The organism is Streptomyces sp. NPDC000941 (assembly GCF_053599555.1).
This window is the reverse complement of the sequence record NZ_JBSFMM010000014.1, coordinates 17087-43970: the sequence shown is the minus strand read 5'-3', so window position 1 is coordinate 43970 and position 26884 is coordinate 17087. Positions and strand designations below refer to the sequence as shown.

The 26884-nt window shown below is 70.1% G+C and carries 24 protein-coding genes and 1 pseudogene; 16 read left to right on the top strand and 9 right to left on the bottom strand.

Annotation, left to right across the window (positions count from 1 at the left end; all coding sequences use genetic code 11):
• Window positions 1-38: 38 nt before the first annotated feature.
• Complete coding sequence (locus ACWDSL_RS07820; protein ID WP_450482782.1) at window positions 39-389, top strand: winged helix-turn-helix transcriptional regulator; 351 nt, start codon at window positions 39-41, stop codon at window positions 387-389.
• Window positions 390-808: 419 nt separating this feature from the next.
• Window positions 809-1732: a recombinase family protein gene (locus ACWDSL_RS07815; RefSeq protein WP_450482780.1), complete on the top strand. Its 924-nt coding sequence runs from the start codon at window positions 809-811 to the stop codon at window positions 1730-1732.
• A 102-nt stretch (window positions 1733-1834) separates the two neighbouring features.
• On the opposite strand, the gene ACWDSL_RS07810 is transcribed toward ACWDSL_RS07815, so the two are convergent.
• Together ACWDSL_RS07810 and ACWDSL_RS07805 are read right to left on the bottom strand one after the other, a co-directional pair.
• A complete protein-coding gene (locus tag ACWDSL_RS07810) occupies window positions 1835-2437 on the bottom strand; it encodes a recombinase family protein (protein ID WP_450482778.1) in 603 nt (200 codons plus the stop codon).
• Window positions 2438-2693: 256 nt separating this feature from the next.
• Window positions 2694-3335, bottom strand: a complete 642-nt coding sequence (locus ACWDSL_RS07805; protein WP_450482776.1) for a TetR/AcrR family transcriptional regulator — start codon at window positions 3333-3335, stop codon at window positions 2694-2696.
• A 92-nt stretch (window positions 3336-3427) separates the two neighbouring features.
• On the opposite strand from ACWDSL_RS07805, the gene ACWDSL_RS07800 reads away from it, so the two are divergent.
• The gene (locus ACWDSL_RS07800; RefSeq protein WP_450482774.1) at window positions 3428-4315 is read left to right on the top strand and encodes an NmrA/HSCARG family protein; all 888 of its coding nucleotides are present in this window, start codon (window positions 3428-3430) and stop codon (window positions 4313-4315) included.
• A 30-nt stretch (window positions 4316-4345) separates the two neighbouring features.
• On the opposite strand, the pseudogene ACWDSL_RS07795 reads toward ACWDSL_RS07800, so the two are convergent.
• Window positions 4346-7348, bottom strand: a pseudogene (locus tag ACWDSL_RS07795) (Tn3 family transposase); the annotation flags it as partial.
• 170 nt (window positions 7349-7518) lie between these two features.
• Between ACWDSL_RS07795 and ACWDSL_RS07790 the strand changes: the two are divergent.
• The 3 genes from ACWDSL_RS07790 to ACWDSL_RS07780 all read left to right on the top strand — a co-directional run bounded on the left by ACWDSL_RS07790 (window position 7519) and on the right by ACWDSL_RS07780 (window position 9189).
• Complete coding sequence (locus tag ACWDSL_RS07790) at window positions 7519-7641, top strand: PmrA (RefSeq protein ID WP_450482772.1); 123 nt, start codon at window positions 7519-7521, stop codon at window positions 7639-7641.
• 256 nt (window positions 7642-7897) lie between these two features.
• The gene (locus tag ACWDSL_RS07785) at window positions 7898-8410 is read left to right on the top strand and encodes a GntR family transcriptional regulator (protein ID WP_450482857.1); all 513 of its coding nucleotides are present in this window, start codon (window positions 7898-7900) and stop codon (window positions 8408-8410) included.
• Window positions 8407-9189, top strand: coding sequence for a GntR family transcriptional regulator (locus ACWDSL_RS07780; RefSeq protein ID WP_450482770.1), 783 nt, complete (start codon window positions 8407-8409; stop codon window positions 9187-9189). The genes ACWDSL_RS07785 and ACWDSL_RS07780 overlap by 4 nt, the downstream gene beginning before the upstream one ends.
• Before the next feature lie 55 nt (window positions 9190-9244).
• Here ACWDSL_RS07780 and ACWDSL_RS07775 read toward each other — a convergent pair whose 3' ends face one another.
• The 3 genes from ACWDSL_RS07775 to ACWDSL_RS07765 form a co-directional block, all read right to left on the bottom strand.
• Window positions 9245-9421: a hypothetical protein gene (locus ACWDSL_RS07775; protein WP_385627149.1), complete on the bottom strand. Its 177-nt coding sequence runs from the start codon at window positions 9419-9421 to the stop codon at window positions 9245-9247.
• A gap of 203 nt (window positions 9422-9624) precedes the next feature.
• The gene (locus ACWDSL_RS07770; protein ID WP_450482768.1) at window positions 9625-11250 is read right to left on the bottom strand and encodes an FAD-binding oxidoreductase; all 1626 of its coding nucleotides are present in this window, start codon (window positions 11248-11250) and stop codon (window positions 9625-9627) included.
• 180 nt (window positions 11251-11430) lie between these two features.
• On the bottom strand, window positions 11431-13044 hold the full coding sequence (locus tag ACWDSL_RS07765) for a glycoside hydrolase family 32 protein (protein WP_450482766.1): 1614 nt from the start codon (window positions 13042-13044) through the stop codon (window positions 11431-11433).
• Window positions 13045-13207: 163 nt separating this feature from the next.
• On the opposite strand from ACWDSL_RS07765, the gene ACWDSL_RS07760 reads away from it, so the two are divergent.
• The 4 genes from ACWDSL_RS07760 to ACWDSL_RS07745 are packed head-to-tail and all read left to right on the top strand — an operon-like array spanning window position 13208 to window position 18028.
• Window positions 13208-14617: an extracellular solute-binding protein gene (locus ACWDSL_RS07760; RefSeq protein ID WP_450482764.1), complete on the top strand. Its 1410-nt coding sequence runs from the start codon at window positions 13208-13210 to the stop codon at window positions 14615-14617.
• Window positions 14614-15591 carry a carbohydrate ABC transporter permease gene (locus tag ACWDSL_RS07755; RefSeq protein WP_450482762.1) on the top strand — a complete coding sequence of 326 codons (978 nt, stop codon included), beginning with the start codon at window positions 14614-14616 and terminating at the stop codon, window positions 15589-15591. Before ACWDSL_RS07760 ends, ACWDSL_RS07755 begins: the two co-directional genes overlap by 4 nt.
• A 59-nt stretch (window positions 15592-15650) precedes the next feature.
• Complete coding sequence (locus tag ACWDSL_RS07750; protein WP_450482760.1) at window positions 15651-16565, top strand: carbohydrate ABC transporter permease; 915 nt, start codon at window positions 15651-15653, stop codon at window positions 16563-16565.
• Entirely contained in the window at window positions 16562-18028 is a 1467-nt protein-coding gene (locus tag ACWDSL_RS07745; RefSeq protein ID WP_450482758.1) for a glycoside hydrolase family 32 protein, read from the top strand. The genes ACWDSL_RS07750 and ACWDSL_RS07745 overlap by 4 nt, the downstream gene beginning before the upstream one ends.
• Here the strand turns inward: ACWDSL_RS07745 and ACWDSL_RS07740 are convergent.
• Window positions 17976-19064, bottom strand: a complete 1089-nt coding sequence (locus ACWDSL_RS07740) for a LacI family DNA-binding transcriptional regulator (protein ID WP_450482756.1) — start codon at window positions 19062-19064, stop codon at window positions 17976-17978. The two genes, ACWDSL_RS07745 and ACWDSL_RS07740, sit on opposite strands and share 53 nt — an antisense overlap.
• Before the next feature lie 172 nt (window positions 19065-19236).
• Here ACWDSL_RS07740 and ACWDSL_RS07735 point away from each other — a divergent pair, with 172 nt between their 5' ends.
• Both ACWDSL_RS07735 and ACWDSL_RS07730 read left to right on the top strand, forming a co-directional pair.
• Complete coding sequence (locus tag ACWDSL_RS07735; protein WP_450482754.1) at window positions 19237-20208, top strand: SMP-30/gluconolactonase/LRE family protein; 972 nt, start codon at window positions 19237-19239, stop codon at window positions 20206-20208.
• 188 nt (window positions 20209-20396) lie between these two features.
• Complete coding sequence (locus ACWDSL_RS07730) at window positions 20397-21284, top strand: LysR family transcriptional regulator (protein ID WP_450482752.1); 888 nt, start codon at window positions 20397-20399, stop codon at window positions 21282-21284.
• Window positions 21285-21331: 47 nt separating this feature from the next.
• Here ACWDSL_RS07730 and ACWDSL_RS07725 read toward each other — a convergent pair whose 3' ends face one another.
• Window positions 21332-21769, bottom strand: a complete 438-nt coding sequence (locus tag ACWDSL_RS07725) for a MarR family winged helix-turn-helix transcriptional regulator (RefSeq protein WP_450482750.1) — start codon at window positions 21767-21769, stop codon at window positions 21332-21334.
• A 65-nt stretch (window positions 21770-21834) separates the two neighbouring features.
• Between ACWDSL_RS07725 and ACWDSL_RS07720 the strand changes: the two genes are divergently transcribed.
• The 4 genes from ACWDSL_RS07720 to ACWDSL_RS07705 all read left to right on the top strand — a co-directional run bounded on the left by ACWDSL_RS07720 (window position 21835) and on the right by ACWDSL_RS07705 (window position 25512).
• Window positions 21835-22275, top strand: a complete 441-nt coding sequence (locus ACWDSL_RS07720; RefSeq protein WP_450482748.1) for a PaaI family thioesterase — start codon at window positions 21835-21837, stop codon at window positions 22273-22275.
• 53 nt (window positions 22276-22328) lie between these two features.
• Window positions 22329-23546, top strand: a complete 1218-nt coding sequence (locus tag ACWDSL_RS07715; protein ID WP_450482746.1) for a sensor histidine kinase — start codon at window positions 22329-22331, stop codon at window positions 23544-23546.
• The gene (locus ACWDSL_RS07710; RefSeq protein WP_450482744.1) at window positions 23543-24199 is read left to right on the top strand and encodes a response regulator; all 657 of its coding nucleotides are present in this window, start codon (window positions 23543-23545) and stop codon (window positions 24197-24199) included. Before ACWDSL_RS07715 ends, ACWDSL_RS07710 begins: the two co-directional genes overlap by 4 nt.
• A 125-nt stretch (window positions 24200-24324) precedes the next feature.
• Window positions 24325-25512, top strand: a complete 1188-nt coding sequence (locus ACWDSL_RS07705) for a serine hydrolase domain-containing protein (protein ID WP_450482742.1) — start codon at window positions 24325-24327, stop codon at window positions 25510-25512.
• Here ACWDSL_RS07705 and ACWDSL_RS07700 read toward each other — a convergent pair.
• Window positions 25500-26822, bottom strand: a complete 1323-nt coding sequence (locus tag ACWDSL_RS07700; RefSeq protein ID WP_450482741.1) for an MFS transporter — start codon at window positions 26820-26822, stop codon at window positions 25500-25502. The genes ACWDSL_RS07705 and ACWDSL_RS07700 overlap by 13 nt on opposite strands.
• Between the last annotated feature and the right edge of the window lie 62 nt (window positions 26823-26884).

Below are 26884 nucleotides of genomic sequence, written 5' to 3'. Positions count from 1 at the left end.
ACTGGCAAAACGTTGGGTAAGGCGCTAATCTTTTGTAAGTGGACTCCATTCATGACGACACCTGCCCGAACTTCGAGGGCACCCTCGAACTGATCGGACGCCGCTGGACAGGTTCGGTACTGAAGGCCGCCGGCCAGGGCGCCCGGCGCTTCGGCGAGTACCGGGCGATGATCGACGGCATCTCCGACCGGCTGCTCTCCCAGCGCCTGAAGGAACTCGAGGCCGCGGGCCTCATCGAGCGCACCGTCATCCCCACCACGCCCGTACAGATCCGCTATCAGCTAGCCCCGGACGGCCAGGCACTGGTGAAGGCCCTGTTGCCGCTCGCGCAGTGGAGCATGCACCGCTCGGGCCCCAGGGGTGCGGGGCGGGTTCGGTCGTCGGCGTAGTCTCCGGATACGCGCGTCCAGGAGGCGCACGCACTCACTCCGTCGGCTCGGAGGCGCCCAGGTCGTCGCATCCGCTTATCGATCAACGGGCTCCACGGCGGCGAAGCCCCCGGATTCCGGCTCGCTCATCGTGACCGAGCGTCACTCTGACTACAGGTAGCCGCCTGTCGACTGGCGGCAGCTAAACGAGAACTGGGGATGTCGCACAATCCGTTGTTTTTGCGGCGATTACTACGGGGACCCCCTGACAGCGCGCCAGGCCGATCTGTCGTCGAATGACGACAGGCGCGACAGGCATCCAATGAACCCGGAGTTTCCGGGGCCCGACGGCGGAGCCGATCCAATCAGATCCGATGACGGCTGATGACAGGGTTTGCTGACAGCTAGGGTCGAATGCGACCACCGACACGGGGAGCAGCATGGCCAACCTGGTCTACAAGCGGGTGTCGACCGACCAGCAGTCGACCGACCGTCAGAACCTCGTCCTCGACGAGGCCGGGATCGAAGATCCAGTGACGTTCGAGGAGGAGAGCGGCACCTCCAGCCGCCTCCACCCGCTGGAACGACCGAAGTTCGGCGAGCTGCTGACGTACGCGCGGCCGGGTGACACCGTGCACATCTCCGAGATGTTCCGTCTCGTCCGCGGCACCCAGCACATCCTCGACGTGCTCGACGTCCTGCACGCCGGCCGCCTCGCCCTGCGCATCCACGACGGCGCGTTCTCCGCGATGGACCTCACCGCACGCCACCCGCGCACCGGAGAACTGTTGTCCACCGTGAAGTTCATGGTGCAGACCCTCGCCGCCGCTGGCGAACTCCAGCGTGACCTCCAACGCGAGATGACCTACGACGGCCTGCGGGCCGCCGAGGCCAAGGGCAGCAAGGGCGGCCGCCGCCCGGCCGTCAAGGCCGGGAAGACCGACGCCGTGCGCACGGCGTACCTGGAGGGCCGGTCCATCGCCGCCCTGGCCCGCGAACACGGCGTCAGCCGGGGCGCTATCCGCACGGCCGTCGCCGACCTCATGCCCGAGCACACGACGACCGGCCGCGAGGACGCCCCGGCCCCGGAGCTGGCGGTCACGCTCGACATGCCGGGCAAGGTCGCCGACTTCCTTCGCACCGCCGACCTGGAGCCCGCCGAGCGGGCCGCACTCGACCACGGCGTGACCGTACGACGCGGCCAGGGCTACACCTTGCGCGTCAGCGCCAGGCCCGCAGTCCACCGCGAACTTCTCGCCCGCTGCCAGCCTCTCGACGGAAACCCGGCGATCCCGGCACAGCGCAAGGCCCGGCGGGAGTACGAGAGCCGCGTCAGCTCCCTCGTGACCGACGCTCGGCGCTGAAGTGCCCTCACGCGCTATCGGTCATCCAAGATCAAGTGCTTAGCGTTACGGCCCTGTAGTCCCACCTCGGACACCAGGGAGCAAGTAACCTGCCGGTAGCTTTCAGGGCTTCGCGGCGGCGGTCTTCTTCGGCTGGCGGGGCACGGTCTTGGTCTTGTCGAGGTGTCCGTACACCGTGGAACGGGGCACGTTGAACATGTCGGCGATCTGCTGGACGGTCTTCTCCCGGGCGTCGTAGAGCTGCTGGGCGAGCTCAGCCTGGTCGGCCGTGAGTTTCGGCCGGCGCCCGCCGACCCGGCCACGGGCCCGCGCAGAGGCGAGCCCGTCGTTCGTGTTCGCCACGATCAGCTCTCTCTGGAGCTCCGCGAGCACGCTGAGCATCCCGAACATGGCCCGGCCCTCCATGGTGGCGGTGTCGATGCCCTGCTCGATGACGTGCAGCCCGATCCCGCGCTCGCGCAGCTCGACGCCGAGGGTGACCAGGTGCAGCACGGAGCGGGAGAGCCGGTCGAGCCGGGTGACTTTCAACGTGTCACCCTCGCGCATCAGCTGCATGACGAGATCGAGCTTGGGGCGGGAGGCTTTCGCACCGCTGGCGACGTCGACATGGATGTTGTCGCGGTCGACGCCGTTGCGGAGAAGCGCGTCGATCTGGTGATCGGGGTTCTGGTCGGCCGTCGAAGTGCGGCAGTAGCCAAGAAGCATTGTCGGAAACTACCCCAATGACCGTTCACCGACGTTGATTTCCGACGCGAGTTGCCGACAGTGTCCACCTGCGGGTTCACGATCAGGATCCCGAGTGTCGGCAGACGGTCGTTTGCCGACACTCATCGCCATGCCGCTCGGTTTTCGGTACGGCGATCCATGGATGGTCGCCTTGGCTGAGTGCGGCGGATCGAGTCCATGGCTGTGGACGGCAGGTCATGGGGTTGGGGTGCGCTGCGACCGCGGACCCTCCGGACTACTCCCCGGCGGCCTGACGCCACGGTCGCAACGCCGCTTCCGTCGCCTGCCGCACCCGCGTCCGCACGTGGTCGGCGTCCGCGCCGTCGATGCCGTCCTCGCTGATGAGCGCGTCAAGTGCGCCACTCACCGCTCCCGTCAGCCCCCCGGTGAGCGCCGCCGCAGTCACCCGGTCTAGCTCGTCGGGAAACGCCACCTGCAGCTCGCGGGCGATCTCTCGCTGGGCCGCGAGCTGGACCTGCAGCGCCTTGCCCCGCACTGCGGGAACGGTGTGGAACAGCCGCATCCGCACGCCGGCCATCGGGCTCACCATGTCGGCGTCGCTCTCGGCGATGGCGTCGAGCGCCCGCAGTAGCACGTCCACCGGGCCCTCGGCCGGGGCGCGGTTGGCGATCGCCGCGATCGTGGCCCGCGCGCGCGCGTCGCTGTCGGGGAACAGGATGTCTTCTTTGCTGGCGAAGTGCCCGAAGAAGGTCCGGGTGCCGATCTCCGCCGCCGCTGCGATCTCGGCGACGGTCGTCTCGTCATACCCCTGGCGCGCGAACAGCTCCGCGGCCGCGTCGATAAGTGCCCGGCGGGTGCGCGCCCGCTTCCGTTCGCGCAGGGAGGGCTCCCGGGCGGCGGTCTCATGTCTGGCCATGACGTAGAGGTTAATGCATTGACGGCAAACTTGCACTCAGTGCAGACTCGCATCAAATGCAAAGACGACTCAGGGTTGCAGAGGAGATCGCCATGGATGCTCACGCCAAAACCGTTCTGGTCACGGGCGCCACCGGGAACCAGGGCGGCGCGACCGCCCGCCATCTGCTCGCCACCGGCTGGCGGGTCCGCGCCCTCGTCCGGGACGACCGCGCCCCGGCGGCTACCGCGCTCGCCGCCGCCGGCGCCGAACTCGTCCGCGGCGACCTGGACGACCGCGCCTCCATCGACGCGGCGATACGCGGCGCGTACGGCGCCTACAGCGTCCAGTCCGACAACCCCAACGAGATTACCCAGGCGAAGAACATCGCGGACGCCGCCCAGTCCGCCGGAGTGCAGCACCTGGTGTACTCCTCAGTCGGTGGCATGGAACAGCAGAACCGCTTCTACGTGGAGCAGGGCTGGGGCCTCATCGACAAATGGCAGATCGAGCAGCACCTCCGCACACTGGCCATCCCCGCAACGATCCTGCGTCCCGCCGGGTTCATGGAGGACTTCACCAGCCCAGCGCGGTTCTTCCAGAACGGCGCGCTCAACGTGCCCTGGCACGACGACATGGTCATGAAACTGATCGCCATCGACGACGTCGGCGCCTTCGCCGCGCTGGCCTTCGCCGACCCCGACACCTACGCGGGCCGGACGATGGAGATCGCCGGCGACCGGCTGACGGCCCCGCAGATCGCCGACGCACTGGGCAGGGTGGCCGGCCGCCCCATCCCCCACACGCAGGTACCGCTCGACGTACTGTGGGAGCACGCCCCCGAGGTGGCGAAGGTGATGGCCTGGGCCAACGAGACCTTCTACGACATCGACCTCGCGCCCGTGCGGAGGGCCTTCCCCGACCTCATGGACTTCGGTACCTGGCTGGACCGATCGGGCAAGGAACGCCTTCTGGCGCAGCTGGACTCCCTGACTGCGTAGCCGCCACGACGCAGACGAGTACATCAACGTCTACGACAAGCGCGTCCCCGCGCCCGGTGCGGCCGGGAATGCTTCGGCAGTTCGAGGCCGGGGCATCACGTCGTTCACCAGGCCCAGGTCGAGGCGCTGGTCCATGTCGAGGCGGAAGGTGCCGTACGGGTTGATGTTCGACCAGAACAGCGCGGTCAGGCCGCGCTGGTCCTCGGCGGTGAGCCTCTGCGCCCAGGCCGGGTCGGCGAGGACCTGCTGAAGCAGCAGGGTGTTGATGTGCACGAGCGCGGACTGGAGGAGGTGCAGGGCGAGCATCGAGGTCTCGGCATGCTCCCTGTCCGGGCCGGTCAGCGCGCCGTCCTTGCCGTAATGCAAGACGGTGTTCGCGCTGTTCCAGTTCTCCACGACCTGGAGCCCGCCGTGGATCTCGCGGCGCAGGTCGGGGCTGGCGAGGTAGTCGCAGGCGAAGATCGTGCGGACGGCGCGGCCGAGTTCTTCCAGCGCAGCGTAGGTAGGGTGCTTGGGACCGCCGCGGGTGAAACGTCGCAACACCTGTTCCGCCTCGGCGGTGCCCAAGCGCAGGGCGGTGGCGTACTTGACCATCTGGTCGTACTGCTGCTCGATCAGGCCCCACTTGATGGCCCGGGTCAGGGATGCGCCGAGCGTCGGCCAGCCGGGCAGGGTGTCGTCCGGGCGGTACAGGCGGATGCTGCCGATGTTCTTCAGCCTCGGCAGCAGCCGGAAGTTCAGCAGCTCGGTGAAGGCGAACCCAACCACGCTCGCGCCGTGCGTGTCCACGTAGTTGGACTCAATCTCGGCGTCCGTGCAGTGCCGCAGCAGGCCCTCGATCATCGCCGCGACCTCGGACGACGAGCAGGACTTGAGCTGGGAGTAGATGCAGACGTTCTTCCGCTCGACGTGCCAGTAGATCATCACGCCGTTGCCGCCGTAGCGGGCGTGGTACTCGGTCATGAAGTTACTGGACCAGGAGCCGAACTTCTTCGAGTCCGACGCGCACGCGTTTCCCTGCCCCCACCAGGCGGTATCGCGGGCGGCGAAGGTCGCGTTCACCAGTGTGGTGACCGCGGCCCGCAGGTTGTCGACGGTGATGAAGTGCCGGCGCACATGCCGCAGCGCGGCCTCGGTCTCCTCATGCTCGCCGGTCGCCACGATGGCGCGGATGCCCATATTCGTGCCGAGCCCGAAGAGCGCGAGCAGCAGACGGCGCTGGAGGGTGGCGCGGTCGATGCACTCGTACGCGGCCACGGAGGCGAACTCGTCGGTGAAGCCGGTCGCGAAGTCGGCGTTCTTCAGCACGTCCAGGAGATCGAGGACGCCCCAGCGTCGTACGATCTCTTCCTTCAGGGCCGCCAGGCCGGTGGGCTCGTCCAGCTTCTCCAGCTTCGGCACGGTGATCCACGGCTCGCCCTTGCGGGTAGTGACCTTCACCCCGCCTGCCGAACCGTCCGCGAGCGCGGCGGACAGCCGGTCCAGGCCATCCGTCATCCGCCGCTTCAGGCTCTGGATGAAATCCTTGGGGTCCTGGGGCTGGCGGATCGCGGCATAGTGCACGGTGCGGGTGGCCTGGAAGTCGCCGGGCAGGTCGTCCTCCGGGTTACGCCAGCGCAGCCCGCCCTCGACGTAGATCTCGCGGCGCCGGATCGCCTCCCGCAGCGCGACCAGGACGCACAGCTCGTACGGGATGCGCTCGACCTTGCCCTTGTCGTCCACGACGGCCTCGCGCCAGTCCTTGCGTACGACGCCGTCCATCGGCACCGCGTCGGCGCCGTCGTAGAAACGGGTCTTGCCGTCGACCTCCGCGTAGTTCTCCAGCAGCTTCATCGCGTCCATCACCGGCCGGTAAGCGGTGTTGTTGCACCTGAAGCCCAGCGGCGGCAGCAGCGGCGGCAGCATCTGCCGGTAGTACGAGCTGTACGAGGAGCGCAGGGTGGTGCGGACCTTGGCCTTGAAGACCTTCTCGTTCGCCTTCGCCTCTGCCACCAGGTCGCGCAGCGTCTTCTCCCCGACCACCGGGTACAGCGCTGTGCGCACCACCTCGTCCGGCTTGCCGATCGCCGCGTCGGCGAGCTTGAAGAGGATGCCCTCCTTGCCACGGACCTTCTTCAGCTCCGCCGTCAGCTGCTTCTCCACCCGCCGCTCGGCTCGAGCGTTGATCTTGTGGACCAGAGCCACCAGCAGCTCCACCAGCGCGTCTGTGATCTCCGCCTGGCGGGAGGAGCACAGCGCCGCGAGCAGCGTGATCCGGGCGTCCTCGGCGGTGTCGCGGAAGTCCGAGGGGTACATCTTGATTGCCCGCGCCCGCCACGCGGCCACCATCTTCTCCGAGCAGTCCGCGAACAGCCCCTCGGGAAGGCCGAGTTTGCGCACGTCGTTCAGCTTGGTGATCTCGGTCAGCAGTGAGTCCAGACCGACCGCGCCCGGGTCACGCTTGAGTGAGGCCAGCAGGGCGGCGCCGTCCTCGTTGTCCTCCGCCACCAGCGCCAGCAGGCGGGCCAACCCGACGTCGCCCAGGCGCTCGATGGTCCGCTTACAGAACGCCCGCTCCCACCGGTTTCGGGCCGCCACCAGCACCTTCTCTACACGGGTCGGGCCCGGCGGCTCGATCCGCTCGACACGGCACTGCACCAACAGGGCCTCCCGCTGCCGGTCCTCGACCAGCTCGACCGGGCAGACCTCCGTTGACAGCCACTTCGTCAGCCGTTCCTCGTCCGCTACGGTCGACGGCCGGAACCCCAGAGCCTCGCGGATCTGCTTCCGGTGCCGCTTCGCGCCCGCCAGGTCGTACTTCGCGAGCTCGGCCGCCGGCACCTTGACCAGACCGGCGACGTACTCAACAGCAGGCTGAGGAAACTCCTCGATGAACTCCGGGAACCGGGCCTCGATCTCGAAGAACTTGAGCATCAGGCAGAAGCCGAGCCTGGTCGGGCCGGACTTGTTGGCCACCAGGTCCCAGTCGCCATCCACCAACGTCCAGCACGCCACCACATCTTCCGGCGACCACTCCTGTCGCACACCCGCCCCTTGCCGTCGTCGAGCCGTCGGTTCATCCGATCAGCCCAACGAGGCTCTCCAGCAGCAGGAAACGGCAGGCCGAAGCCCCTTCGGAACCTACCGGCGGGTTACTTGCTCCCTGGTGTCCGAGCTGGGACTACAGGGCCGTTACTGGCTGTCCCGTTGGCCCCCAAGGCCGGATGCTGCTGGCCCGCTCCCGGCACGCCTCCGTACGCTCCCTGGAGCGGTACGCCCGCCCCGGCATCGACGCGGTCGCCCGACACGTCGCGGAGCGCGACCCCGCCGCCCGGCGTCGAGGGTGATCACAGCGGCCTACGGCACGTTTCCAGCGTATTCCGGTCGGCCTCCAAGAACTGCTGCCGTGTCAGGGGCACGGTGAGTCACCACCTCTGGGCTCGCTGTAAGCTCAAGTCGACATTATCGCTATTCGCGAAAAGCGGCAAGGAGCCCTGGGTGGTGGCCAACGGTTCGCTTACTGTGTAAAGCGGCAAGGTTGGCGAGGACCGACCAAGACATGAGGAGGGCCCGTTGGACGGCGATGCGTGGACCAGTACGTCGATGCCCTACCTGCGGCCGGCTGGGGGAGGCCGAGGTGATGTGTGGAGTGAGGAGGCCGCGGCTCACGGGCGGCGGGGTACTCAGCGCATCGTCCAGGCCGGGGAGCTGCCCGCTCCCGCAGTCGTGGCGCGGCTGTTGGGGGTAGAGGCGGGGGCCGCAGTGGTCGTGCGGCGGCGGATCATGTATCTGGACGAGCAGCCTTGCGAGCTGACCGACTCCTACTACCCCGCTCCCATCGCGGCGGGTACCGGCCTCGCGGGCACGGCGAAGATCCGTGGGGGAGCGGTCGCTCTGCTCGCGGAACTCGGTTACGTCGGGAGTCGGGTGCGGGAGGATGTGATGGCGCGGATGCCCGACGGGCAGGAGCGCGAGCTGCTGCGGACCGGCGAGCTGGAGCCGGTGATGTGCCTTGAGCGGGTCGTCTTCGACGCGGACGATCGGCCGATTCAGGCCGATCTCATCACCATGCCCGCCCACCGCCAGCGACTTCGTTACGAACTCAGGATGGGATGACCGTGCCCAAGGCCGATCAGGACGCAATCGACCGGCGGTCGCTGCATGAGCGAATCGCCGCTGATCTGCGGGACGAGGTCATGTCGGGCGAGCTTCGGCCGGGTGCGAGGCTTCCCTCGACCGCGCAGCTCAAGGAGCGGTTCAGTGCGTCGAACGCGACTGTGCAGAAGGCGCTGCAACTGCTGAAGGACGAAGGCCTCGCGGTGGGCAGGGCCGGGGCGGCCGTTACCGTACGGGAGCACCGGCAGCGCACCATGCGGCCCGCCGCGTACATGGCGCCGGCTGCGCAGGGGGAGCCGTATCGGTGGATCAGTGAGGCGGCCACCGGGCACCAGGCGCGCGGGAGCAGCCGTCTTCTGGAGGTCGCCGAGGTGAGGCCGCCTGCCGATGTGGCGGAGGCGCTACGGCTTCCGGAGGGTGGGATGGCGCTCCTGCGGGCGCAGGTGTTGTCGCTGGATGACGAGCCGGTGGAGTTGGTGAAGTCCTACTATCCATTGGATCTCGCCCGTGGGACCGCGATGATGGATCGCCGCAAGATCAAGGGCGGTACTCCGGCGCTGCTGGCGGAGCTCGGCTATCCGCCGCGGCTCAGCGTGGACAAGGTGTCCGCCCGGGTACCCACGCAGGAGCAGCACACGGTGCTCGGCCTGCCGGGGAATCTGCCCGTCCTGCGGACGTTGCGGGTCGTGTTCAGCGATGGTGAACGGCCCATCGAGGCCACGGTGATGGCCAAGGCTGGTCACCTCTATGAGCTGCAGTACGAGTTCTCGCCCTCTTGAGCGGTGCTTTGTGTGGCCGGTCAGAGTCGGTCAAAGGCTCGAGCGTACAGATGCGTTATTTTTCTCGTCCGTTCTTTCTCGGGCCGATGCACAGCACGACGAGGAAGACGACGGTTCCGATCAGGCCGAGATCCTGCCATACGGCCGAATAGTAAAGTGCGCCCGGCGTGTTGGCTTGCTGCGTCACACCAAGACAGATGACGAGCCCGATCGCGGACTTCCAGCGTTTCATGCGGCAGAGGCTGGCACGCCCGTGCGGGGACCCCTCCCGGAGTGACATGGGTGGAACCTGGGCCAGAACCTCACGCACATTGGTGCGACGGCTGACGGCGCCCATTCCACGCGGGTCTCACCGGCAAGGCTGACGGGGCCAGGCCTGGCCTGTCCCCCCGGCCCGGCCTGGCGGGGCCCGGCCGGGCGGCATTGTGAGAGCGGTCAGGAGCCGATTGCCTGCGGGTAGCGGAAGAAGCCGGTCGGGTCGTACCTCCGCTTCACACGGACCAGCCGGGGGTAGTTGACGCCGTAGTAGGCCTCCCGCCAGTCCCTCAGCTTCGGATCGGGGAAGTTCTGGTAGGAGTGCTCGGGGGGCGCCTCGGGGAAGATCGCGTCGTAGAAGTCGTGGAGCCAGTGCAGGTTCGCGGCGCCGACCTCGGGGGAGTCGTAGTCCGCCCAGGAGGTCTCGGCGGCCAGGATGAACAGGTCGTTGCGGTGCACGAACGCGGTCGCCCGCCGCGGCACCTGGTTGATCTCCCCGCCGAGGGCGAACATCGCGAATCCGGCCCCGTCCGGGTTGCCGCTGCCCGGCCACTTGAGCAGCTGCTCGGCCGCGGCGCCGACCTGCTGGTCGGTGAGGAGCGTCCGGGAGTTCAGGACCGCTGACTTGGAGGCGAACTTCTCCACCGGAGTGGTGGCGCTCAGCAGTGTGCTCGCCTCGGCCGGGGTGACCTCGCGGACGGCGGCGCAGTTCCGGGCGCGTTCCTCCGGGGTGCCGATGGCGAGCAGCGGGGCGAGGATGGCCTGCAGCTCATCGAGCGTTCCGTAGTACTGCCCGATCGCATTGACGTTGGCGTTCGTACGGATCTGGTCCCGGGTTCGCCCGTGGGTGCCGATGCCGAGGCGGAGGTGGAACCGCTTGTCGTCCGAGGTCTCCAGGGCGATCCGCTGTGCGGTCGCCAGTACCGGTAGTACGGAGTCCAGGCTCCAGGTGAGCCGGTAGAACCCCACATCGCCCTGGAACCGCTCGTACTGGAACGTGAACGAGGTGTGCACGCCGAAGTTGTTGCCCGCGCCGCCCCGGCAGCCCCAGAACAGATCGGGCTCCGAGTCCTCACTGGCCTCGACCACCCGGCCGTCGGCGAGTACGACGGTCGTGGCGACCAGCCGGTCGCAGGTCAGGCCGAACATCTTGTCGCTGAAGCCGATACCCCCGCCCAGCACGAGCCCGGCGACCCCGACCGAGGGGCAGCGCCCGGTCGGCACGAAGATCCCTTCGTCCTCGAGCAGCGGATGCAGATCGCCGTTGGTGACCCCGGCCCCGACGGTGACCGTGCCGGCGCCGTGGACGACCTTGATCGGCCCGTACGCCCGGGAGCGGGCGGCGCTGCGCCGCGGTGTGGTGACGATGTTCTTCATCCGGCTCATGTTGAGCAGCAGGCCCGTGGTGGTGGAGTAGCCGGCGTAGTTGTGGCCGAGACCGGAGCGCGGGACCGCGGGCAGCCCCACCGCGCGGGCCCAGCGGATCGACTCGCGTACGTCCTTCGTGGTGGCGCAGGCGACGATGCCGGCGGGGTGGACCCCGGCGTACCGGTGGTTGAACGGGATCGCCAGCGGCGGGTAGCCGGAGTTCGCGGGCCGGTAGAGGGTGGCACCGGGGGAGAGCGACGCGGCCAGCCGCTTCCAGTCCTGCTTGCTGACCCGCTCCGCCGTCTCGGTCACCGTCCCGGCCACCGTCTCGGTCACCGCGGCGGCGGCGACCGCGTCGGGCGCCGCCGTCATGGCCACCGCCCCGGCGCCGAGCGCCCCCAGGGTGCCCGTCCGCAATACGTCCCGCCTGTTGATCACTGTGGCCTGCCTTCGCGAAACGGTCGGAGGCTCGGTCGCCTCGAAGTCGACTGGTCAACCGATCGTTCACCGACCCGGCCGTTCGGCGTGGAGCGCCCACGACCCGGCCACCCGAAGGCCACCCGAAAGCGTGCCTGGCGCACCGCCTGATAGCCGAGCCGAGCCGAGCCGAGCCGAGTATCAGAGCCTGAACTCGCGGATCACGGTGTTCCTGAACACCGCACCGCCATCGATCGTGAACAGGGCGAGCCCCGTGTCGGCAGGGTCCGGGAAGGCTTCGGAGGAGTGCATGTACCGGCCGTCGTCGACGTACATCTCCACGGAGGTGCGGTCGATCAGGATCCGCAGCCGGACCGTCCGCGCGGACGGGTCGAAGGGGCTCCTGCTCTCCTGCCACCGGCCGGAGGAATCCGGGCTCACCGTGTAGCCGCGGTTGACGAAGGCGTAGTCGCCGTAGATCCCGGCGTCGATGTGCCGCACGCCGTCGGGAGAGCGGCGCAACTGCAGTCCCGCGCCCGTGAGCTGGTCCCAGGCGAGCTCGGTCGTCAGCTCGTAGGCGGTGCCGGTGTAGTCCAGCGCCCGGTGTCCGTCGACCTCCAGGTCGCCGAGGTGCACCATGCGGGAGACATGGGCGTCGAGGGCGCCGATGGGCTGGGAGGCGAGGTAGTACGTGCCGCTCGCGGCGCGCCCCAGCGTGATCTCGCGGACGATCGAGTCGGTGCCGTTGAAGCCGTCGCAGTCGATGGTGGGGGTGGTGTTCGCGTAGCCCCAGTTGTTGAGCCAGCCGATGGCGTAGCGCGCGGCCGGGTCGAGGGTGCCGTGCGCGTCCCGTTTCTCGAAGGTGACGGCCGCGTACCAGTCCCAGCCGTGGTCGAGCCACTGCGGGTCCGAGGCGTCCGCCGTGAAGGTGGTGCCGTCGAAGTCGCCGGTCCAGTATGCGTAGGTGTTGGGAAGGCCGGACGCCTTGCCGTCGGCGCTCACGCCCAGCACCCACCTGGCGGTGCCGTCCTCGGCCGTGATCCGGAACAGGTCGGGGCACTCCAGGACGCCGATGCCTTCCTTGATGAACCCGCTGACGTACGTCCACGACTTCAGGTCGGTCGAGTGGTAGAAGCCGACCTTGTTGTTCTCGGCGAGCGCCATCACCCACCGGCCGCGCTCCTCGTCGCGGATCACCTTGGGGTCGCGGAAGTCGCGGACGCCGGGGTTGGGCAGGACCGGGTCGGTGCCGTGGTGGGTGAAGGTCCGGCCGCCATCGGTGGAGTAGAACAGGTACTGCGCCTGGGTGTTGGCGTTGTCGTCGGGCGACATGGTGGCCAGGACGATCACCGCGCCCGCGCCGAAGCCCGCCGTGTTGTCCGTGTCGACCACCGCCGAGCCGGACCAGACGTCGCCGGCCGGGGTGGTGTCCTTCGGCACGGCTATGCCACGGTCGGTGAAGGAGACCAGGTCGGTGCTGGTCGCCAGGCGCCAGGCGGTGCCCGCGGTCGTGCCGCCGGTCAGGTAGTCGGGGTTGTACAGGTAGTAGTAGTGGTATTCGCCGTCGATCCAGATCGGGCGCTGCGGGTCGTTCTTCCACTGGTCGGGGACGGTGAAGTGGTACTCGGCGCGGTAACTCCCGCATGCGGCCGTCTTCTTGGGCTTCGTCGCCGCCGGACTCCCCGCCGCCGGACTCCCCGCCGCCGGACTCGCCGCGACGGGCAGTAACGCGCCGGCCGCGCCCGCGGCCGAGGCGACGAAGAGCGACCTCCTGGACAGGCCAGGACCGCCTGGCATGCCTGGTGTACGGACCATGGTGCGGCTCCTTTCCCGACGTCGTCGTCGGGGCTGCGGCTCAGTGGTCCGGAACTGTAGACCTAACTCGTTAAAGGTCAACCCTGTCGGGCGCCTTGACAGCCCGTAACAGGCTTCTCATCATCGGGGAATCACTTCTTCCTAACACGAGTTAGGCTCGCCGATGACCGACTCGCTCATCTCCCGTCGCGGCCTGATGCGGTACGGGACGTACGGCGCCGGGGCCGCGGCCCTCGGCGGTGTCGCCGCAAGCTGGGACCGCCTCACCGGCGCCGACATCCCCGGGCGGAACGACGGCTCCCTCGTCGTCGCCACCCTCGGCCCCGCCTACGGACCGGAGGCCGTACGCACGCTCACCGAGGGCTTCCGGAAGCAGCACCCCGACATCAAGCTCCGCGTCAACGCGGTGCAGGCCGTGGACTGGTCCGATTTCTTCGCGAAGATCCTCACCCAGATCGCGGCGGGCACCGCCCCCGACCTTGTCTACGTCGCCACCGAGGGCGTCCAGCTGTTCGCGCGGCGGCTCGGGGTCCCGCTGGACCGCTGGGTGCGGCGGGACGCCGAGGAGCTGCGCGAGTACTTCGCCGACGTCCATCCCTCGCTGGTGGAGTCGATGATGTACGAAGGGAGCCTCTACCAGCTGCCGGTCGAGTTCAACGCGGCCGACATGTATCTCAACAGGCAGGTGTTGGAGCGGGCCGGCGCGGGTTTCCCGGCCGCCGACTGGACCCGCGACGACTTCACCGCGCTGCTGCGGGACATGAAGAAGGCAAGCGGCTCCCGGTTCACGCCGTACTTCTGGACCAACCGGCTGTGGGGCGGCGTGGTGCCCTGGCTGTTCGCGAACGGCACCAATCTGCTCGCCGAGTCCAAGGCGCCGGGCGGCGCCTGGCTGTGGGACTCCTTCTACCCGGCCGCCGAACGGCAAGGGCGCGGGGGCGGTTTCCGGTGGACGACCCCGCAGGCCACCGACGCCCGCGTGGAGGAGGCGTACGACTATCTCGCCTCCCTCATCGAGGAGCACCTGTGCACCCGCCCCGAGGGCGGCAACGGCCAGAACCTCGTCGGCGTCTTCTCCACCGGCCGGGTCGGCGTCACGCCCGCGGGCGGCTTCTGGGCGGGTGGTCTGAGTCTGGCGGGCATGCAGGCGACGGACTACGACGTGCAGTACTTCCCGCGCTGGCGCACCCAGCGCATGCAGTTCGGTGCGGCCGGCTATGCCCTGCTGCGCACCTCGAAGAAGCAGGACGAGGCCTGGGAGTTCATCAAGTACGCCGCCCGCAGGGACACCCTGATGCGGCTGTTCAAGACCAACCAGACCACCCCGGCCCGCCGCTCGATGCTCGACCCCGCCCGCTATCGGGAGACCGGCCCGAGCCACTGGCAGGTCTTCTACGACACCCTCGACAAGTTCCCCGACACGGGGCCGATCCCCGCGCCGCCGCATGTCGCCGAGGTTGAGCAGGTGCTGCTCAAGCACACCGGCACCGCCCTGGCCTCCCGGGGCGCGGTGCGCCCCGCGCTGCGCCGGATGCAGGGCGACCTGGAGAAGGCCATGGAGCGTGACGTATGACGACAAACTCGCAGGCGAACTCGCAGGCGAACGCGCAGGCCCCGCACGTACGAAAGCGGCGGGCGACACCGGCCGCCGACCCCTCGCGGCCCTCCGCCCGCACCCGCTCCGCCCGGCTGCTCGCCGCGCTGTTCCTGGCGCCCACGATCGTCGGGATCGTGGTCTTCACGGTCGTACCGATCGTCGGCTCGGTCGTCCTCAGCCTCTTCCACTGGAACGTGATCGACGACCCGAGCTTCGCCGGGGCCGCGAACTACCGTGAGGTGTTCAGCGATTCGACCGTGCTGATCTCCTTCCGCAACACCCTCGTGTTCATGGTGCTCGCGGTCGCGCTGCAGTTGCTCATCGCCCTGGCGCTGGCGCTGGCGGTGAACGGGCGGATGCCCACGTGGCTGCGCTCGGTGTTCCGGTCGGCGTTCTTCTTCCCGCTGGTGCTGTCCGCCGCGTCGATCTCGGTGGTGATGAAGTACCTCTTCAACCAGGACTTCGGGGTCGTGAACTGGCTGCTCGGGCTGGTCGGGATCGCCCCGGTGCCATGGCTGACGTCGGAGCACGGGGCGATGGCGGCGGTGATCCTGATCTATGTCTGGCAGCAGTTCGGCTTCTCGTTCCTGCTGTTCGTCGGCGGCCTCAACAACATCCCCAAGGAGATCCACGAGGCCGCCTCTCTCGACGGCGCGACCGGGCTGCGCAAGCACCTCAACGTCACGCTGCCGCTGCTGTCGCCCACGCTGCTGGTCGCGTCGGTGGTCGGCATCATCAACGCGCTACAGGTCTTCGAGCAGCCGTATGTGCTCACCAACGGCGGGCCCGGCGACTCGACCCGAACGGTCGTGATGGTCGTCTACGAGACCGCGTTCGAGCAGCTGCGCTTCGGCCCGGCGTCCGCGGTGGGCGTGCTGCTGTTCGTACTGATCATGGCGGTCACCGCCCTCCAGTTCCGGCTCAGCCGGCGCTTCGTCCACTACCAGTGAGCCGGGTGAGTCCCATGAGCCAAGCGAACCTGAGCCGAGCGCCCATGAGCCAGGCGCCCATGAGCTGGCCGAACCCGAGCCGGCCGAACTCGAGCCGGCCGAACCCGAGCCGAGCGAATCCGAGCCGACCGACCACGAACCTGAGCCGTGCGCGGTACGCGCTCGCGCCCTGGGCCCGGATCGCCGGGCTGGCCGTATGCGCGCTGCTCACCCTGGGCCCGGTCATCTGGACCGTCTCCACCTCGCTGCGCACCCCGGCCGAGTCCTTCGACCTGCCACCGAAGATCATCCCCACCCACCCGACGACGGAGTCGTACCGCGGGGTCTTCGACCAGATCGATGTGTGGCTGGTCGCCCTCAACTCGACGCTGGTGACCGCGCTGATCGCGGTGGGTCAGATGATCACGGCGGGCCTGGCGGGGTATGCGTTCGCGCGCCTGGAATTCCGCTTCAAGAAGCCGCTGTTCGGACTGGTGCTGGCGACCATGATGGTGCCGCTCCAGGTCACCATCGTGCCGGTGTTCCTGGTGCTCAAGTCGATGGGCCTGACCGACACCCTCCTCGGCCTGATCATTCCGGCCTTTCCGACCGCCTTCGGGACCTTCCTGATGCGGCAGTACTTCCTGGGGATGCCGAAGGACCTGGGCGAGGCCGCGATGCTGGACGGCTGCGGCCCGTGGCGGATCTTCCGGTCGGTGTACGCCCCGCTGGCCGCCCCCGGCCTCGCGATCGTCGGCGTGCTGGCCTTCAACTACCACTGGAACGAATTCTTCCGGCCGCTGATCCTCGAGACCTCAGGCCAGAACTACACCCTGCCGCTGGGCCTGGTCTCGCTCCAGGGCAACCTCGGCACCGGCTCCGTCTCGGTGGTGCTCGCCGGTGTCGTCCTCTCCATGATCCCCGCCGTCGCCGTGTTCATCGTCGGCCAGCGCCCTCTTCGCGAGGGCATCACCTCCGCAGGAGTCAACCGTTGAGCCCCACCGCTCAGTCCCCGGACCCGGACGCTCCGCGCTTCAGGGTCCGTCCGCCCGCCAACTGGATCAATGACCCCAACGGTCCCTTTCGCTGGCGAGGCCGCCACCACCTCTTCTACCAGCACAACCCCGACGCCCCGAGCCACGCCAACGTCCACTGGGGCCATGTCTCCAGCCCCGATCTGGTCCACTGGGAGCACCATCCGATCGCCCTCGCCCCCACCCCCGGCGGCCCGGACGAGGCGGGCTGCTGGTCCGGGTGCGTGGTCGACGACGACGGCGTGCCCACGGCCGTGTACACCGGCGTCGACCGCCACCACACCGGGCTCGGCACCATCTGCCTGGCACGGGCGGCCGACCCGGACGACGACGCGCTGGCCGAGTGGAAGCCGTCGCCCACCCCGGTGGTGGCCGGGCCGCCCGCCGGCCTGGACGTGGTGATGTTCCGCGACCCGTTCGTCTTCCGGTGCGACGGGCGGCGGTGGGCGCTGGTCGGCGCGGGCCACGCCGACGGGACCCCGTCGGTGCTGCTCTACGACTGCGACGACCTGGCGGACTGGCGGTTCGCCGGTGTGCTCGTGGATGGCACGGGGCCGGTTGCCGTGGAAGCGTTCGGCGACCAGGCGGTCGGCTGGGAATGCCCGCAGATGTACGCGACGGCGGGCGGGGACTGGGTGCTGGCGGTGTCGCTGTGGGACGGAGATCCGTGCGCCACCGGATACCTGACGGGACGTCTGTGCACGGACGGCCGAGGCGGTCTGCGCTTCGAGGCGCGCACCGGCGGGCGGCTCGACCACGGGCGGGACTTCTACGCGCCCGCTGTGCTCCAGGAGGCGGACCGGACCCTGATGTGGGGCTGGTCCTGGGAGGCCCGTGAGCGCGGCGAGGTCGAGCGTGCTGGGTGGGCCGGTGTGCTCACCGCGCCGAGGGTCGTTGACGTACACCCGGACGGCGCGCTGCGCGTCGTACCGGCGCCGGAGCTCGAACTGCTGCGCGCGGCCGAACCGTTCGTCAATGAATCGTCTGTCACCGCACCGTCTGTCGCCGAACCGTTTGTCACCGCACCGGGCCGGGTTCCGCTCCCGGAGGCGTACGACCTGACCGTCACGGCCCGCGGCCTGACGACCGTGAGTCTGCTGCGGTCCGCCTCGGGTGCGCGGCTGACGGTGCGGCTGGACCCGGACGAGGACACCGTGACGCTGGACCGCGGTGACTGGCCCCGGACGCCCGGCACCGGGGCCCGGGGGGCGGGGCCGATCGTGGTGCGGGCGCCGGGGAGGGAGGTGCGCGTACTCGTCGACGGTTCGCTGTTCGAGCTGTTCGTCGACGACCGGGCCACGGTCACCGAGCGCGTCTACCGGCGCCCGGACGATGTGCGCGAACTCGTCGTGGCGGGGTCCGTGGCCGCCGTCACGGGGTGGGAGCTGGTCCCACCGGAGCTGGTCCCACCGACGCACGGCTGATCACCGGGCCGGCGAGGCGCCGCGTGGTGGCCAGCGGCGTCCGCCCGGTCTCGATGGCCTCCAGCAGCAGCCGGGCGACGGCCTCGCCCATCGCCCGGTGCGGCAGCGCGACCGTGGTGAGGGGCGGCGCCAGGAACTCGGCCATGTGCTCCTGGTCGTCGTAGCCGACCACCGACAGGTCGCCGGGGACGGCGACCCCCAGCCGGGCCGCGGCGTGCAGAACGCCCGCCGCCACCCGGTCGTTGTAGCAGAAGACGCCGGTGGGGCGGCGATCGGCGGGCACCCCGTCGAGCACCCGCAGCGCGCCCTCGTACCCGCCGGAGATCTCGCCTCCGGTGCGTAGGACCCACTCCTTGGGGACGATGATCCCCTTGGCGCGCACGGCGTCACGGAAGCCGCGCAGCCGCTCGACCGACGCCATGTCGTCCTGGCCGCCGACCATCGCGACCCTGCGGTGCCCCTCGTCCAGCAGGAGCCGGGCCGCCGTACGGCCCCCGGCGCGCTCGGCGGGGATGACGGCCGGCAGGGAGTCGTCCTCGGCCAGACAGTTGGCGAGGACGGAGCGCGTGCGGTGCAGGCCCTCGGGGACGCGGACCCGGCGCAGCGACATGGCCGCGTAGATGATCCCGTCCACCCGCCGGTCCAGGAGCTCGGCGACCGCCGCGTCCTCTTTGGCCGGATCGCCGCCGGAGTCGACGGTGAGGACGAGATGCCCGCTGTCCCAGGCGGTCTCCATGGCCCCGCGCAGCAGCCTCCCCGCGAACGGCGACGAGGCGATCTCGTCCGTGACCAGCCCGATCACCGCGGTGCGGCGGCGCCGCAGACCGCGCGCGACGGGGTCGGGGCGGTAGCCGAGCCGGGCGGCGGCCTGGCGGATGCGCTCCTGGGTGGCGGCCGAGAGGTTCCCCTCGGCCCGGTCGTTGAACACGAAGGAGACTGCGGTATGGGACACCCCGGCGAGCCGGGCGACATCCCGCGACGTCGGCCGCCCGAGCTTGTCGGCGGATCCGCCGCGCCCGCCCTCGCCCGTGCCCATGGCTTTCGGCCACTCTCCGTTCGCCCGTCCGTGCCCCTGCTGATTCACCCGATCTTACGCACGAGGTGACCTGAAACGGCGTTGAAGCAGAGCGCTCGAAGTGCACAGAGTGCAGGGAGTCGCTGACGCTGACGACTCACTGATGCCCCCACCCTTCACGGAGGCCCGGACCATGATCTGGAACCACCCCCAGCCGTCCCGCCGCACCCTTCTCCGCGGCGCCGCCGTCACCGCGCTCGCGACGACGGCGACGGCGACCGGCGTCGGGGCGGCGCACGCCGTCTCGTCCGCCCCGGCACGGGCCACATGGCCGACCGAGTTCCCGCTCCCCGACGGCTTCATGCCCGAGGGGATCACCATCGGCCGCAGGCCGTACGCGTACATGGGCTCGCGCGCCAACGGCGCCGTCTACCGCACCGATCTGCGGACCGGTGAGGGCAGAGTCATCCACGAGGGCGCCACGGGCACGGTGGCCGTCGGGCTCAAGCTGGACGAGGACGGTCTGCTGTACGTCTCGGGAGGCGGTGGAGGGACGGCGCGGATCGTCGACTCGCACACCGGCGAGCTGGTGACCACGTACCAACTGACCGACGCGACCGGCCACTTCATCAACGACGTGATCCTGCTCGGCGACCGCGCCTGGTTCACCGACTCGCGCGACGCCGTGCTGTACGGCGTACCGCGCGGCCGCGCCGGAGAGGTCCGCCGCCTGCCGCTGACCGGCGACTGGGTACAGACGCCCGACGTCAACAACGCCAACGGCGTCGTGGGCACCCCGGACGGCCGAGGGCTGATCGTCGTCAGCAGCTCGCCCGGCAGGCTGTACCACGTGGATCTGGCCGGCGGCCACGCCACCGAGATCGCGCTCTCCGGCGCGGCCGATGTCGCGAACGGCGACGGCCTCCTCCGCATCGGCCGCACGCTGTACGTCGTACAGAACCGGCTGAATCTGATCAGCGTCTTCGACCTCGACGCCAAGGCCCCCACCCCCACCGCGACCTTGCGCCGTACGGTCACCGACCCCCGCTTCGACGTCCCCACCACCGTCGCCCGCTGGGCCGACCGCCTCTATCTCGTCAACGCCCGCTTCACCTCGCCCCAGACACCGGAGACGACGTTCAACGGCGTCGCCGTACCCCTCTGAGAGGGCTGCTCTGAGGGGGCCCCTCCGAGGGGGCGGTCGGCACCCGTGCGGCGTCTTCGTCCGGTCCGGATCCTCGCGAAGGCGCCGTACGGGTTGCCGCCTGGGCCCTGCGTCGATCTTCGCGGCCATGGCTCACCCCAGTCAATCCTGGGGATTACTCGCAATACCCAAGCTATAACTGGGGAATTGTGACCCTGGATGACCTGCGTGTGTTCGTGGCCGTATGCCGCGCCGGAAGCCTCAGCGCCGTGGCCCGGGATCTGGACTGTACGCAGTCGGCGGTGAGCCAGCATGTGAAGCGGCTGGAGCGGGAGACCGGCGTGAGCCTGCTGGAACGCCTGCCGCGCGGCGTGGCGCCCACCGCCGCGGGCCGCATCCTGTGCGACGCCGCCGCCGAGGGCATCGCCGGACTCGACCGCGCGCTGCGGCGGCTGGGGGATCTGGTGCACGGCGAGGGCGGCACGGTGCGGATCGCGACCGGCGGCACGACCGTACGCCACTTCATGGCCGACGCGGTCGTCGCCTTCCGCCGCCGCTACCCCAAGGTCAGCCTGGAGTTCCAGACCGAGAGCTCCAGCCGCGGCTGCTTCGACGCCCTGCTCGCCAGCGATCTGGACCTGGCCTGGATCACCATGGGCGCCCCGGTGCGGGGCATCGAACAGCGCCCCGTCGTCGACCTGCCCTGGGTGCTGGCCGTACGGGCCGGCGATCCACTCGCGGCCCGGTCGAGGATCGACGTAGCCGACCTCGCCGACGTGCGCCTCGTACGGCTGCCGCCGAACTCCACCTCCGGCGGACGGCTCGACGCGGCGTTCGCCGAGCTCGGCGTCCGCACCGGCTCCGACACGAGCGTCGCCGACTGGGACACGGCCCTGCTCCTCGCCGAGCTCGGCCTGGGGCACGCCGTCGTGCCCGCCCTGCCGGGCCTGCCGGTGCCAGGCGACAGCGGGCCGCTGCGCCTGGTGCCCGTCCCGGCGCTGCCGCCGCTGTCCGTCGGCTGGGCCGTACGCCGCTGGGACGCCCTCCCGCCACTCGCCCGCGCATTCGCGGACACGGTGGCGCGGCAACTGCGGTGAGCGGCAGCCCCGCGCCTGGCGCGGCCGGCAGGCAGGCCCTCTCCCGGTCAGGACTCCCAGTGGGCGAGCGCGTACAGCGCGGCGGCGGTCCGGGCGAACTCCTGATCGCCGAGCAGACCCCGCAACTCGCCGTTGAACCGCTCGATTTCCGGCTGGGCGGCAAGGAGGGCGGCGGCCCCGCCGTCGGTCAGCTCCAGCACCACGGCGCGGTGCTCGCGCGGGTGCGGCCGCCTGCCGACGAGGCCGGCCTTGGCGAGCCGCGCGACGAGCGCGGTGACGCCGGATTCGCGCAGCCCCAGGGCGTGCGCGAGCTCCCGTTGGGTGATGCCCGGCTGATCGCGTACGGCGAACAGCGCACCGAGCTGCGCCGTGGTGACCCCGGCGGCGGCCAGACAGCGCCGGTCCGCGACCGTACGCAGCTGGTGCGCCGCCCGCTGCAGCAGAAAGAACAGGCGCTGGTCGGATGCGGGCTCAGCCTCAGACATAGGGCCGATCTTGACAGACGCGGGAGCGGCGCGGCAGGGTCACTTCACCAGTGAAGTGAGGTGCCATGGACGAGATTCTGGACTTGTCGGTCGCGCAGAAGCTGCTGGCCGCCCAGCCCTTCAGCAACCTGCTCGGCGCCCGCCTGGTCGCCTTCGGCGAGGGCGCGGCGACCCTCGAAGTGGACATCCGCGACGACCTGCGCCAGCAGCACGGCTTCCTGCACGGCGGCGTACTCGGCTACGCCGCGGACAACGCCCTGACCTTCGCCGCGGGCACAGTGGCCGGCGCCCGGCTGCTCACCGCCGGATTCACCATCGACTATCTGCGCCCCGCCGCCGGAGCGCTGCTGCGGGCCGAGGCACGGGTCGTACGGGCCGGCCGTACCCGCGTCGTCTGCCGCTGCGATCTGTCCACCGTGGACGGCGAGGGCACGGCGACCCTGTGCGCGGTGGCGCAGGGCACGATCTCGGTCATGGCGCCGGCCGAGCCGCCGATCGGGACCTGACCCGAGTTGCGGGGGCGGGCCTCGGCGGGCCCTCCCCTGGCACGATCGGCGGCATGCACGATCAGCCGCATGCTCATGATGCGTCCGTCTCGACGGGCCACGGCCCTCGTCTGTCGCGGACACGGCGGACACGGCGGACACAGCGGACACTGCGGACCCTGCCCCCGCCGGCCTTCGACCTCGGCCTCGCGCTGCTGGTGCAACTGGCCGTCACCATGCCGTTCGTCATCCCCCGAGGCCCCGAACTGCCGCCCGCGACCTGGTCCGCCTACGCGCTGACGACTCTGGCCGTGCTGCCGCTGGTGTGGCGGAGGAGGGCGCCGCTCACCGTGCTCGTCGCCGTCTGCCTCGCCCAACTCTGCTACCAGCTGACCCTCGACGGCCCGGGCCAGCCCCTGCCGTACGCCGGCCTGGTGGCCGCCTACACCGTGGCCGCCCTCTCCCCGACGCGTACGCGCATCGCCATGATGGCGCTGGCGGCGCTGCTGATCCCGGCCGGCGTGGCCCTCAACACGGGCGAGGTCCGCGAACTGCTCTTCAGCCTGATCGTCTTCTTCGGCGCCTGCACCCTCGGCACCCTCACCCGCACCCGCCAGGCCTACGCGGCGGCTGCCGAGCGCAGGGCGGCCGAGCAGGCGGTGGTCCGCGAACGGGCCAGGATCGCCCGGGAGATGCACGACGTTCTCTCCCACTCCGTCGCCCTGATGGTGGTGCAGGCCGAGGCCGGCCCGGTCGCGGTACGCACCGCCCCCGACCGGGCCGAGGCGGCCTTCGACGCGATCTCGGAGACGGGCCGGGAGGCGATGGTCCAGCTGCGGCGGATGCTGGGGGTGCTGCGCGAGGACGCCACGGACGAACGGGGTCCGCAGCCCACCGTCACCGCGCTGCCCGCGCTGCTCGAGCGTGTGTCGGGCAGTGGGCTCACGGTCTCGTACGACACCACCGGCCAGGTCAGACCCCTGCCCCTGGACACCGAGGCCACCGTCTACCGTGTGGTGCAGGAGGCCCTGACCAACGTCGTCAAGCACGCCACTGCCGACCGGGTGGCGGTCCGGCTCGACTACGGCCGTGAGAAGCTCGGCATCACCGTCACCGACGATGGCCGTGGTCCGGGCGCCGTCGGCTCCGCAGGACCCCGTTCTCCCGGTCATGGTCACGGCCTGATCGGCATCCGGGAGCGTGCGGCCGCACACGGCGGCATCGCCCGTACCGGGCCCGGGCCGGGCGGCAGAGGGTTCGAGGTCTTCGTGAGTCTCGGGGTGGGGAAGTGACGATCCGTGTGGTGGTGGCCGACGACCAGGAACTGGTCCGCAGCGGCTTTGTGATGATCCTCGACGCTCAGCCGGACATGGAGGTGGTCGCCGAGGCGGGCGATGGCGCGGCGGCGATCGAGGCCGTACGCCGCCACTCCCCGGACGTGGCGCTGCTCGACATCCGCATGCCCGGCACGGACGGCATCGAGGCGGCCGGAACCATCTGCCGGGAGACCGAGTGCCGGGTGATCATGCTGACCACCTTCGACTCCGATGAGTACGTCCATGAGGCCCTGCACGCCGGGGCGAGCGGTTTTCTGCTCAAGGACGTCCGCCGCGACGACCTGGTCCACGCGGTCCGGGTGGTGACCGCGGGCGACTCGCTCCTGGCACCCTCGGTGGCCCGGCGCCTGGTCGCGGACTTCGTACGGCGCCCCCGGGAGACCGCCGCGCCGCGCCCCGACCGGCTGGCGGTGCTCACCGCGCGGGAGCGGGAAACACTCCAACTGCTCGGCAGGGGCCTGTCCAACGCGGAGATCGCGGCGGAACTCGTGCTCAGCGAGCACACCGTCAAGACGCATGTGAGCAACGTGCTGGCCAAACTGGGCCTGCGCGACCGGATCCAGGCGGTGATCTGCGCTTATGAGACGGGCTTGGTCACGGCCGGTTGACCGACTCCCTCGCGCGAGGGAGCGCCGACCCTCCGAAGATGGGTCGCTCCGGCGATCCGCCGGAGGCGCCTGATCACCAGCATGGGAGTCGTCCCTGACAGCGACCACTTCCCGGAGCGCACCCGATGAGAATCCCCGCCCGCACCGCCCTGACCGCTGCCGCCGTCGCCCTGGCCATCGCAGCGGGCCCGGCCTTGGCACACGCGGCACCGACGCCCTCGACTCACACGTCCTCGGAGTCCACTCCGGACACCAAGGCTCTGGACACCGAGGCCCTGCAACGCACGATCGCCGACCTGCCCGCCGATGACGCCACCGCAGCGATCATCCGGGTCGGCGGCAGAGCCGGAAGCTGGCAGGGCGCCGCCGGCGTCCGCGACCTGGCCTCGGGGCAGCCGGTACTGGCCGCCGGACGCTTCCGCGCGGGCAGCGTGACCAAGGTCCTCACCGCCGCCGTCGTCCTGCAGCTCGTCGCCGAGCACAAGGTCGCCCTGAACCGCCCCGTCCAGCGCTACCTGCCCGGACTGCTCCCCGCCGACTACCCGCCGATCACCGTCGCCCAGCTGCTCAACCACACCAGCGGACTGCGATCCGCGGACGGTCCCGGCGACCCCTTCGAGGCCCAGTACGCCCACCGCTTCGACACCACGACCCCACAGCAGCTGATCGCCTCCGCCACCGCCCACCCGCTGGAGTTCACCCCCGGCCGCAAGCAGCACTACCTCAACATCAACTACACCGTGCTGGGCCTGCTCATCGAGAAGCTGACCGGCGACTCCTACGAGCGCCAGGTCCAGCGGCGCATCCTGACCCCCCTCGGCATGCGCGACACCTCCTACCCCGGTACCGACCCGCGCATCCCCGGGCCGCACAACCTCGGCTACCAGCGCACCCCCACCGGCCTGGTCGACGTCACCGACTGGAACGTCTCCGCGGGCTGGGCGGCGGGAGACGTCATCAGCACCGCCGCCGACCTGGAGCGCCTCACCGTGGCCCTGTTCAGCGGCCGAGTTGTCCCCAAGGCCCAGCTCCGCCACATGCTGGAGGTCCCCAAGGGGATCACCATGTACGACAGCACCGACCCCGCCTCGTACACCATGGGCCTCACCCGCGTGGTACTCCCCGACGGCACCGTCACCTACGGCAAGACCGGCGAACGCTACGGCTACGCCTCGGGGATGGGCGCCACCCTGGACGCCCAGGGCCGGATCGACCGCACTCTGGTCTACGTGGTCAACTCCACCAACGCCAAGTCGGCGTCCGGTAACCCCCGCAAACTGCCGATCGTCCTGGCCGCGCTTCAGGACTCGTAACGCGCTTCAGGACTCGTCATGATCGATCCCTTCGGTGCTACGACCATGGCCAGCAGGGCCGCGACGACGCAGACCGCACTCAGCGCGATCCACACCACGTCATACGTGCCGAACACATCGCGGGCCGTGGCTCCGAGGAAGGCCGAGGCGCTTGCGCCCAGCTGATGGGCAGAGTTGGCCCAGCCGAAAACGATGGGGCCGTCGTTGCCGTAGACGCGTTGGCCGAGGGCGATCACCGGAGGGACGGTCGCGACGTCGGCGAGTCCGTAGACGACCACGAAGGCGATCAAGGAAGGACCTACCGTCGAGGAGAGGACCACGGGCAGCGCCAAGAGGGTGAGCGCGCGGACGGCGAAGTACAGGCACAGGAGGCGGCGGGGATCGAAGCGGTCGGTGAGCCAGCCGGACGCGAGCGCCCCCAGGGATGAGAAGACACCGATCAGCGACAGCAGGGACGCGGCCATGGTGGCGTGCATGCCGTGGTCGTGGGCGGCGGGGACCCAGTTGCTCCACATGATGCCGTTGGTGGAAGCGCCGCAGATGATGAACATGCCTGCGAGCAGCCAGAACGTCCCGGTCCGCGAGGCGCCCAGGAGGACCGTCACCGCCCGGCGCGCCGCCCCGGTCGCCGGAGCGGGTTTGGCGACGAACTCCTTGGCCCCGTAGGGTGCCCCGTCGATGTCGGCGGGGTGGTCGCGCAGCAGCAGCCACACCAGCGCGGACACCGCCAGAGCCACCAGCGCCAGGGTCACCACAGGAGGCCGCCAGCCGTAGCGGTCGACCGCCCAGGCCAGCAGGGGCAGGAAGAGCAGCTGGCCCAGGTGGCTCGAGGCGCTGAGCGCGCCGGTGACCAGACCGCGCCGCCGCTCGAACCAGCGGCCGGTGATCTGTGCCGCGAAGGTCATCGTGAGGCAACCGCTGCCGAGGCCGATCAGCACGCCCCAGTACACGACGAGATGCCAGGCCGAGGTCATCACGTTGGTGAGCAGGGCACCGGTGGCGATGAGCAGCATGGCGCCGGCGGCGGCCCGGCGGATGCCGACGCGGTCCATCAGCGCGGCCGCGAAGGGTGCGGTGAGGCCGAAGAAGATCATGTTGACCGAGGCGGCGAGCGCGATGTGGCCGCGGTCCCAGGCGTACTGGTCGTGCAGTGGGGTGACCAGCAGGCCGGGCACGGTGGTGAAGGCGCCTGCCGTCACGATGGCCGCGCCCGCGACGACGGCGATGATCCAGGCGTGGTGCGGGCGGTGCGGGCGGTGCCATGACGTGGGCTGTGGAACGGCCGGTGGGTTCTGTGTCCGCTGAGCCATGTTCTCCAGACTGTGCGCACCTCAGCGGGACGACGAGTGGCCATATAGCCGTGCTACGCAAA

What these genes read in the sequence shown, in the direction of transcription:
- ACWDSL_RS07705 (WP_450482742.1), top strand. Translation starts at nt 24,325, where the DNA reads ATGAGAATCCCCGCCCGCACCGCCCTGACCGCTGCCGCCGTCGCCCTG.
- ACWDSL_RS07760 (WP_450482764.1), top strand. Translation starts at nt 13,208, where the DNA reads ATGACCGACTCGCTCATCTCCCGTCGCGGCCTGATGCGGTACGGGACG.
- ACWDSL_RS07790 (WP_450482772.1), top strand. Translation starts at nt 7,519, where the DNA reads ATGCTGCTGGCCCGCTCCCGGCACGCCTCCGTACGCTCCCTGGAGCGG.
- ACWDSL_RS07775 (WP_385627149.1), bottom strand. Translation starts at nt 9,421, where the DNA reads ATGAAACGCTGGAAGTCCGCGATCGGGCTCGTCATCTGTCTTGGTGTG.
- ACWDSL_RS07810 (WP_450482778.1), bottom strand. Translation starts at nt 2,437, where the DNA reads ATGCTTCTTGGCTACTGCCGCACTTCGACGGCCGACCAGAACCCCGAT.
- ACWDSL_RS07750 (WP_450482760.1), top strand. Translation starts at nt 15,651, where the DNA reads ATGAGCTGGCCGAACCCGAGCCGGCCGAACTCGAGCCGGCCGAACCCG.
- ACWDSL_RS07815 (WP_450482780.1), top strand. Translation starts at nt 809, where the DNA reads ATGGCCAACCTGGTCTACAAGCGGGTGTCGACCGACCAGCAGTCGACC.
- ACWDSL_RS07755 (WP_450482762.1), top strand. Translation starts at nt 14,614, where the DNA reads ATGACGACAAACTCGCAGGCGAACTCGCAGGCGAACGCGCAGGCCCCG.
- ACWDSL_RS07805 (WP_450482776.1), bottom strand. Translation starts at nt 3,335, where the DNA reads ATGGCCAGACATGAGACCGCCGCCCGGGAGCCCTCCCTGCGCGAACGG.
- ACWDSL_RS07785 (WP_450482857.1), top strand. Translation starts at nt 7,898, where the DNA reads ATGCCCTACCTGCGGCCGGCTGGGGGAGGCCGAGGTGATGTGTGGAGT.
- ACWDSL_RS07765 (WP_450482766.1), bottom strand. Translation starts at nt 13,044, where the DNA reads ATGGTCCGTACACCAGGCATGCCAGGCGGTCCTGGCCTGTCCAGGAGG.
- ACWDSL_RS07740 (WP_450482756.1), bottom strand. Translation starts at nt 19,064, where the DNA reads ATGGGCACGGGCGAGGGCGGGCGCGGCGGATCCGCCGACAAGCTCGGG.
- ACWDSL_RS07700 (WP_450482741.1), bottom strand. Translation starts at nt 26,822, where the DNA reads ATGGCTCAGCGGACACAGAACCCACCGGCCGTTCCACAGCCCACGTCA.
- ACWDSL_RS07715 (WP_450482746.1), top strand. Translation starts at nt 22,329, where the DNA reads ATGCACGATCAGCCGCATGCTCATGATGCGTCCGTCTCGACGGGCCAC.
- ACWDSL_RS07725 (WP_450482750.1), bottom strand. Translation starts at nt 21,769, where the DNA reads ATGTCTGAGGCTGAGCCCGCATCCGACCAGCGCCTGTTCTTTCTGCTG.
- ACWDSL_RS07780 (WP_450482770.1), top strand. Translation starts at nt 8,407, where the DNA reads ATGACCGTGCCCAAGGCCGATCAGGACGCAATCGACCGGCGGTCGCTG.
- ACWDSL_RS07735 (WP_450482754.1), top strand. Translation starts at nt 19,237, where the DNA reads ATGATCTGGAACCACCCCCAGCCGTCCCGCCGCACCCTTCTCCGCGGC.
- ACWDSL_RS07720 (WP_450482748.1), top strand. Translation starts at nt 21,835, where the DNA reads ATGGACGAGATTCTGGACTTGTCGGTCGCGCAGAAGCTGCTGGCCGCC.
- ACWDSL_RS07800 (WP_450482774.1), top strand. Translation starts at nt 3,428, where the DNA reads ATGGATGCTCACGCCAAAACCGTTCTGGTCACGGGCGCCACCGGGAAC.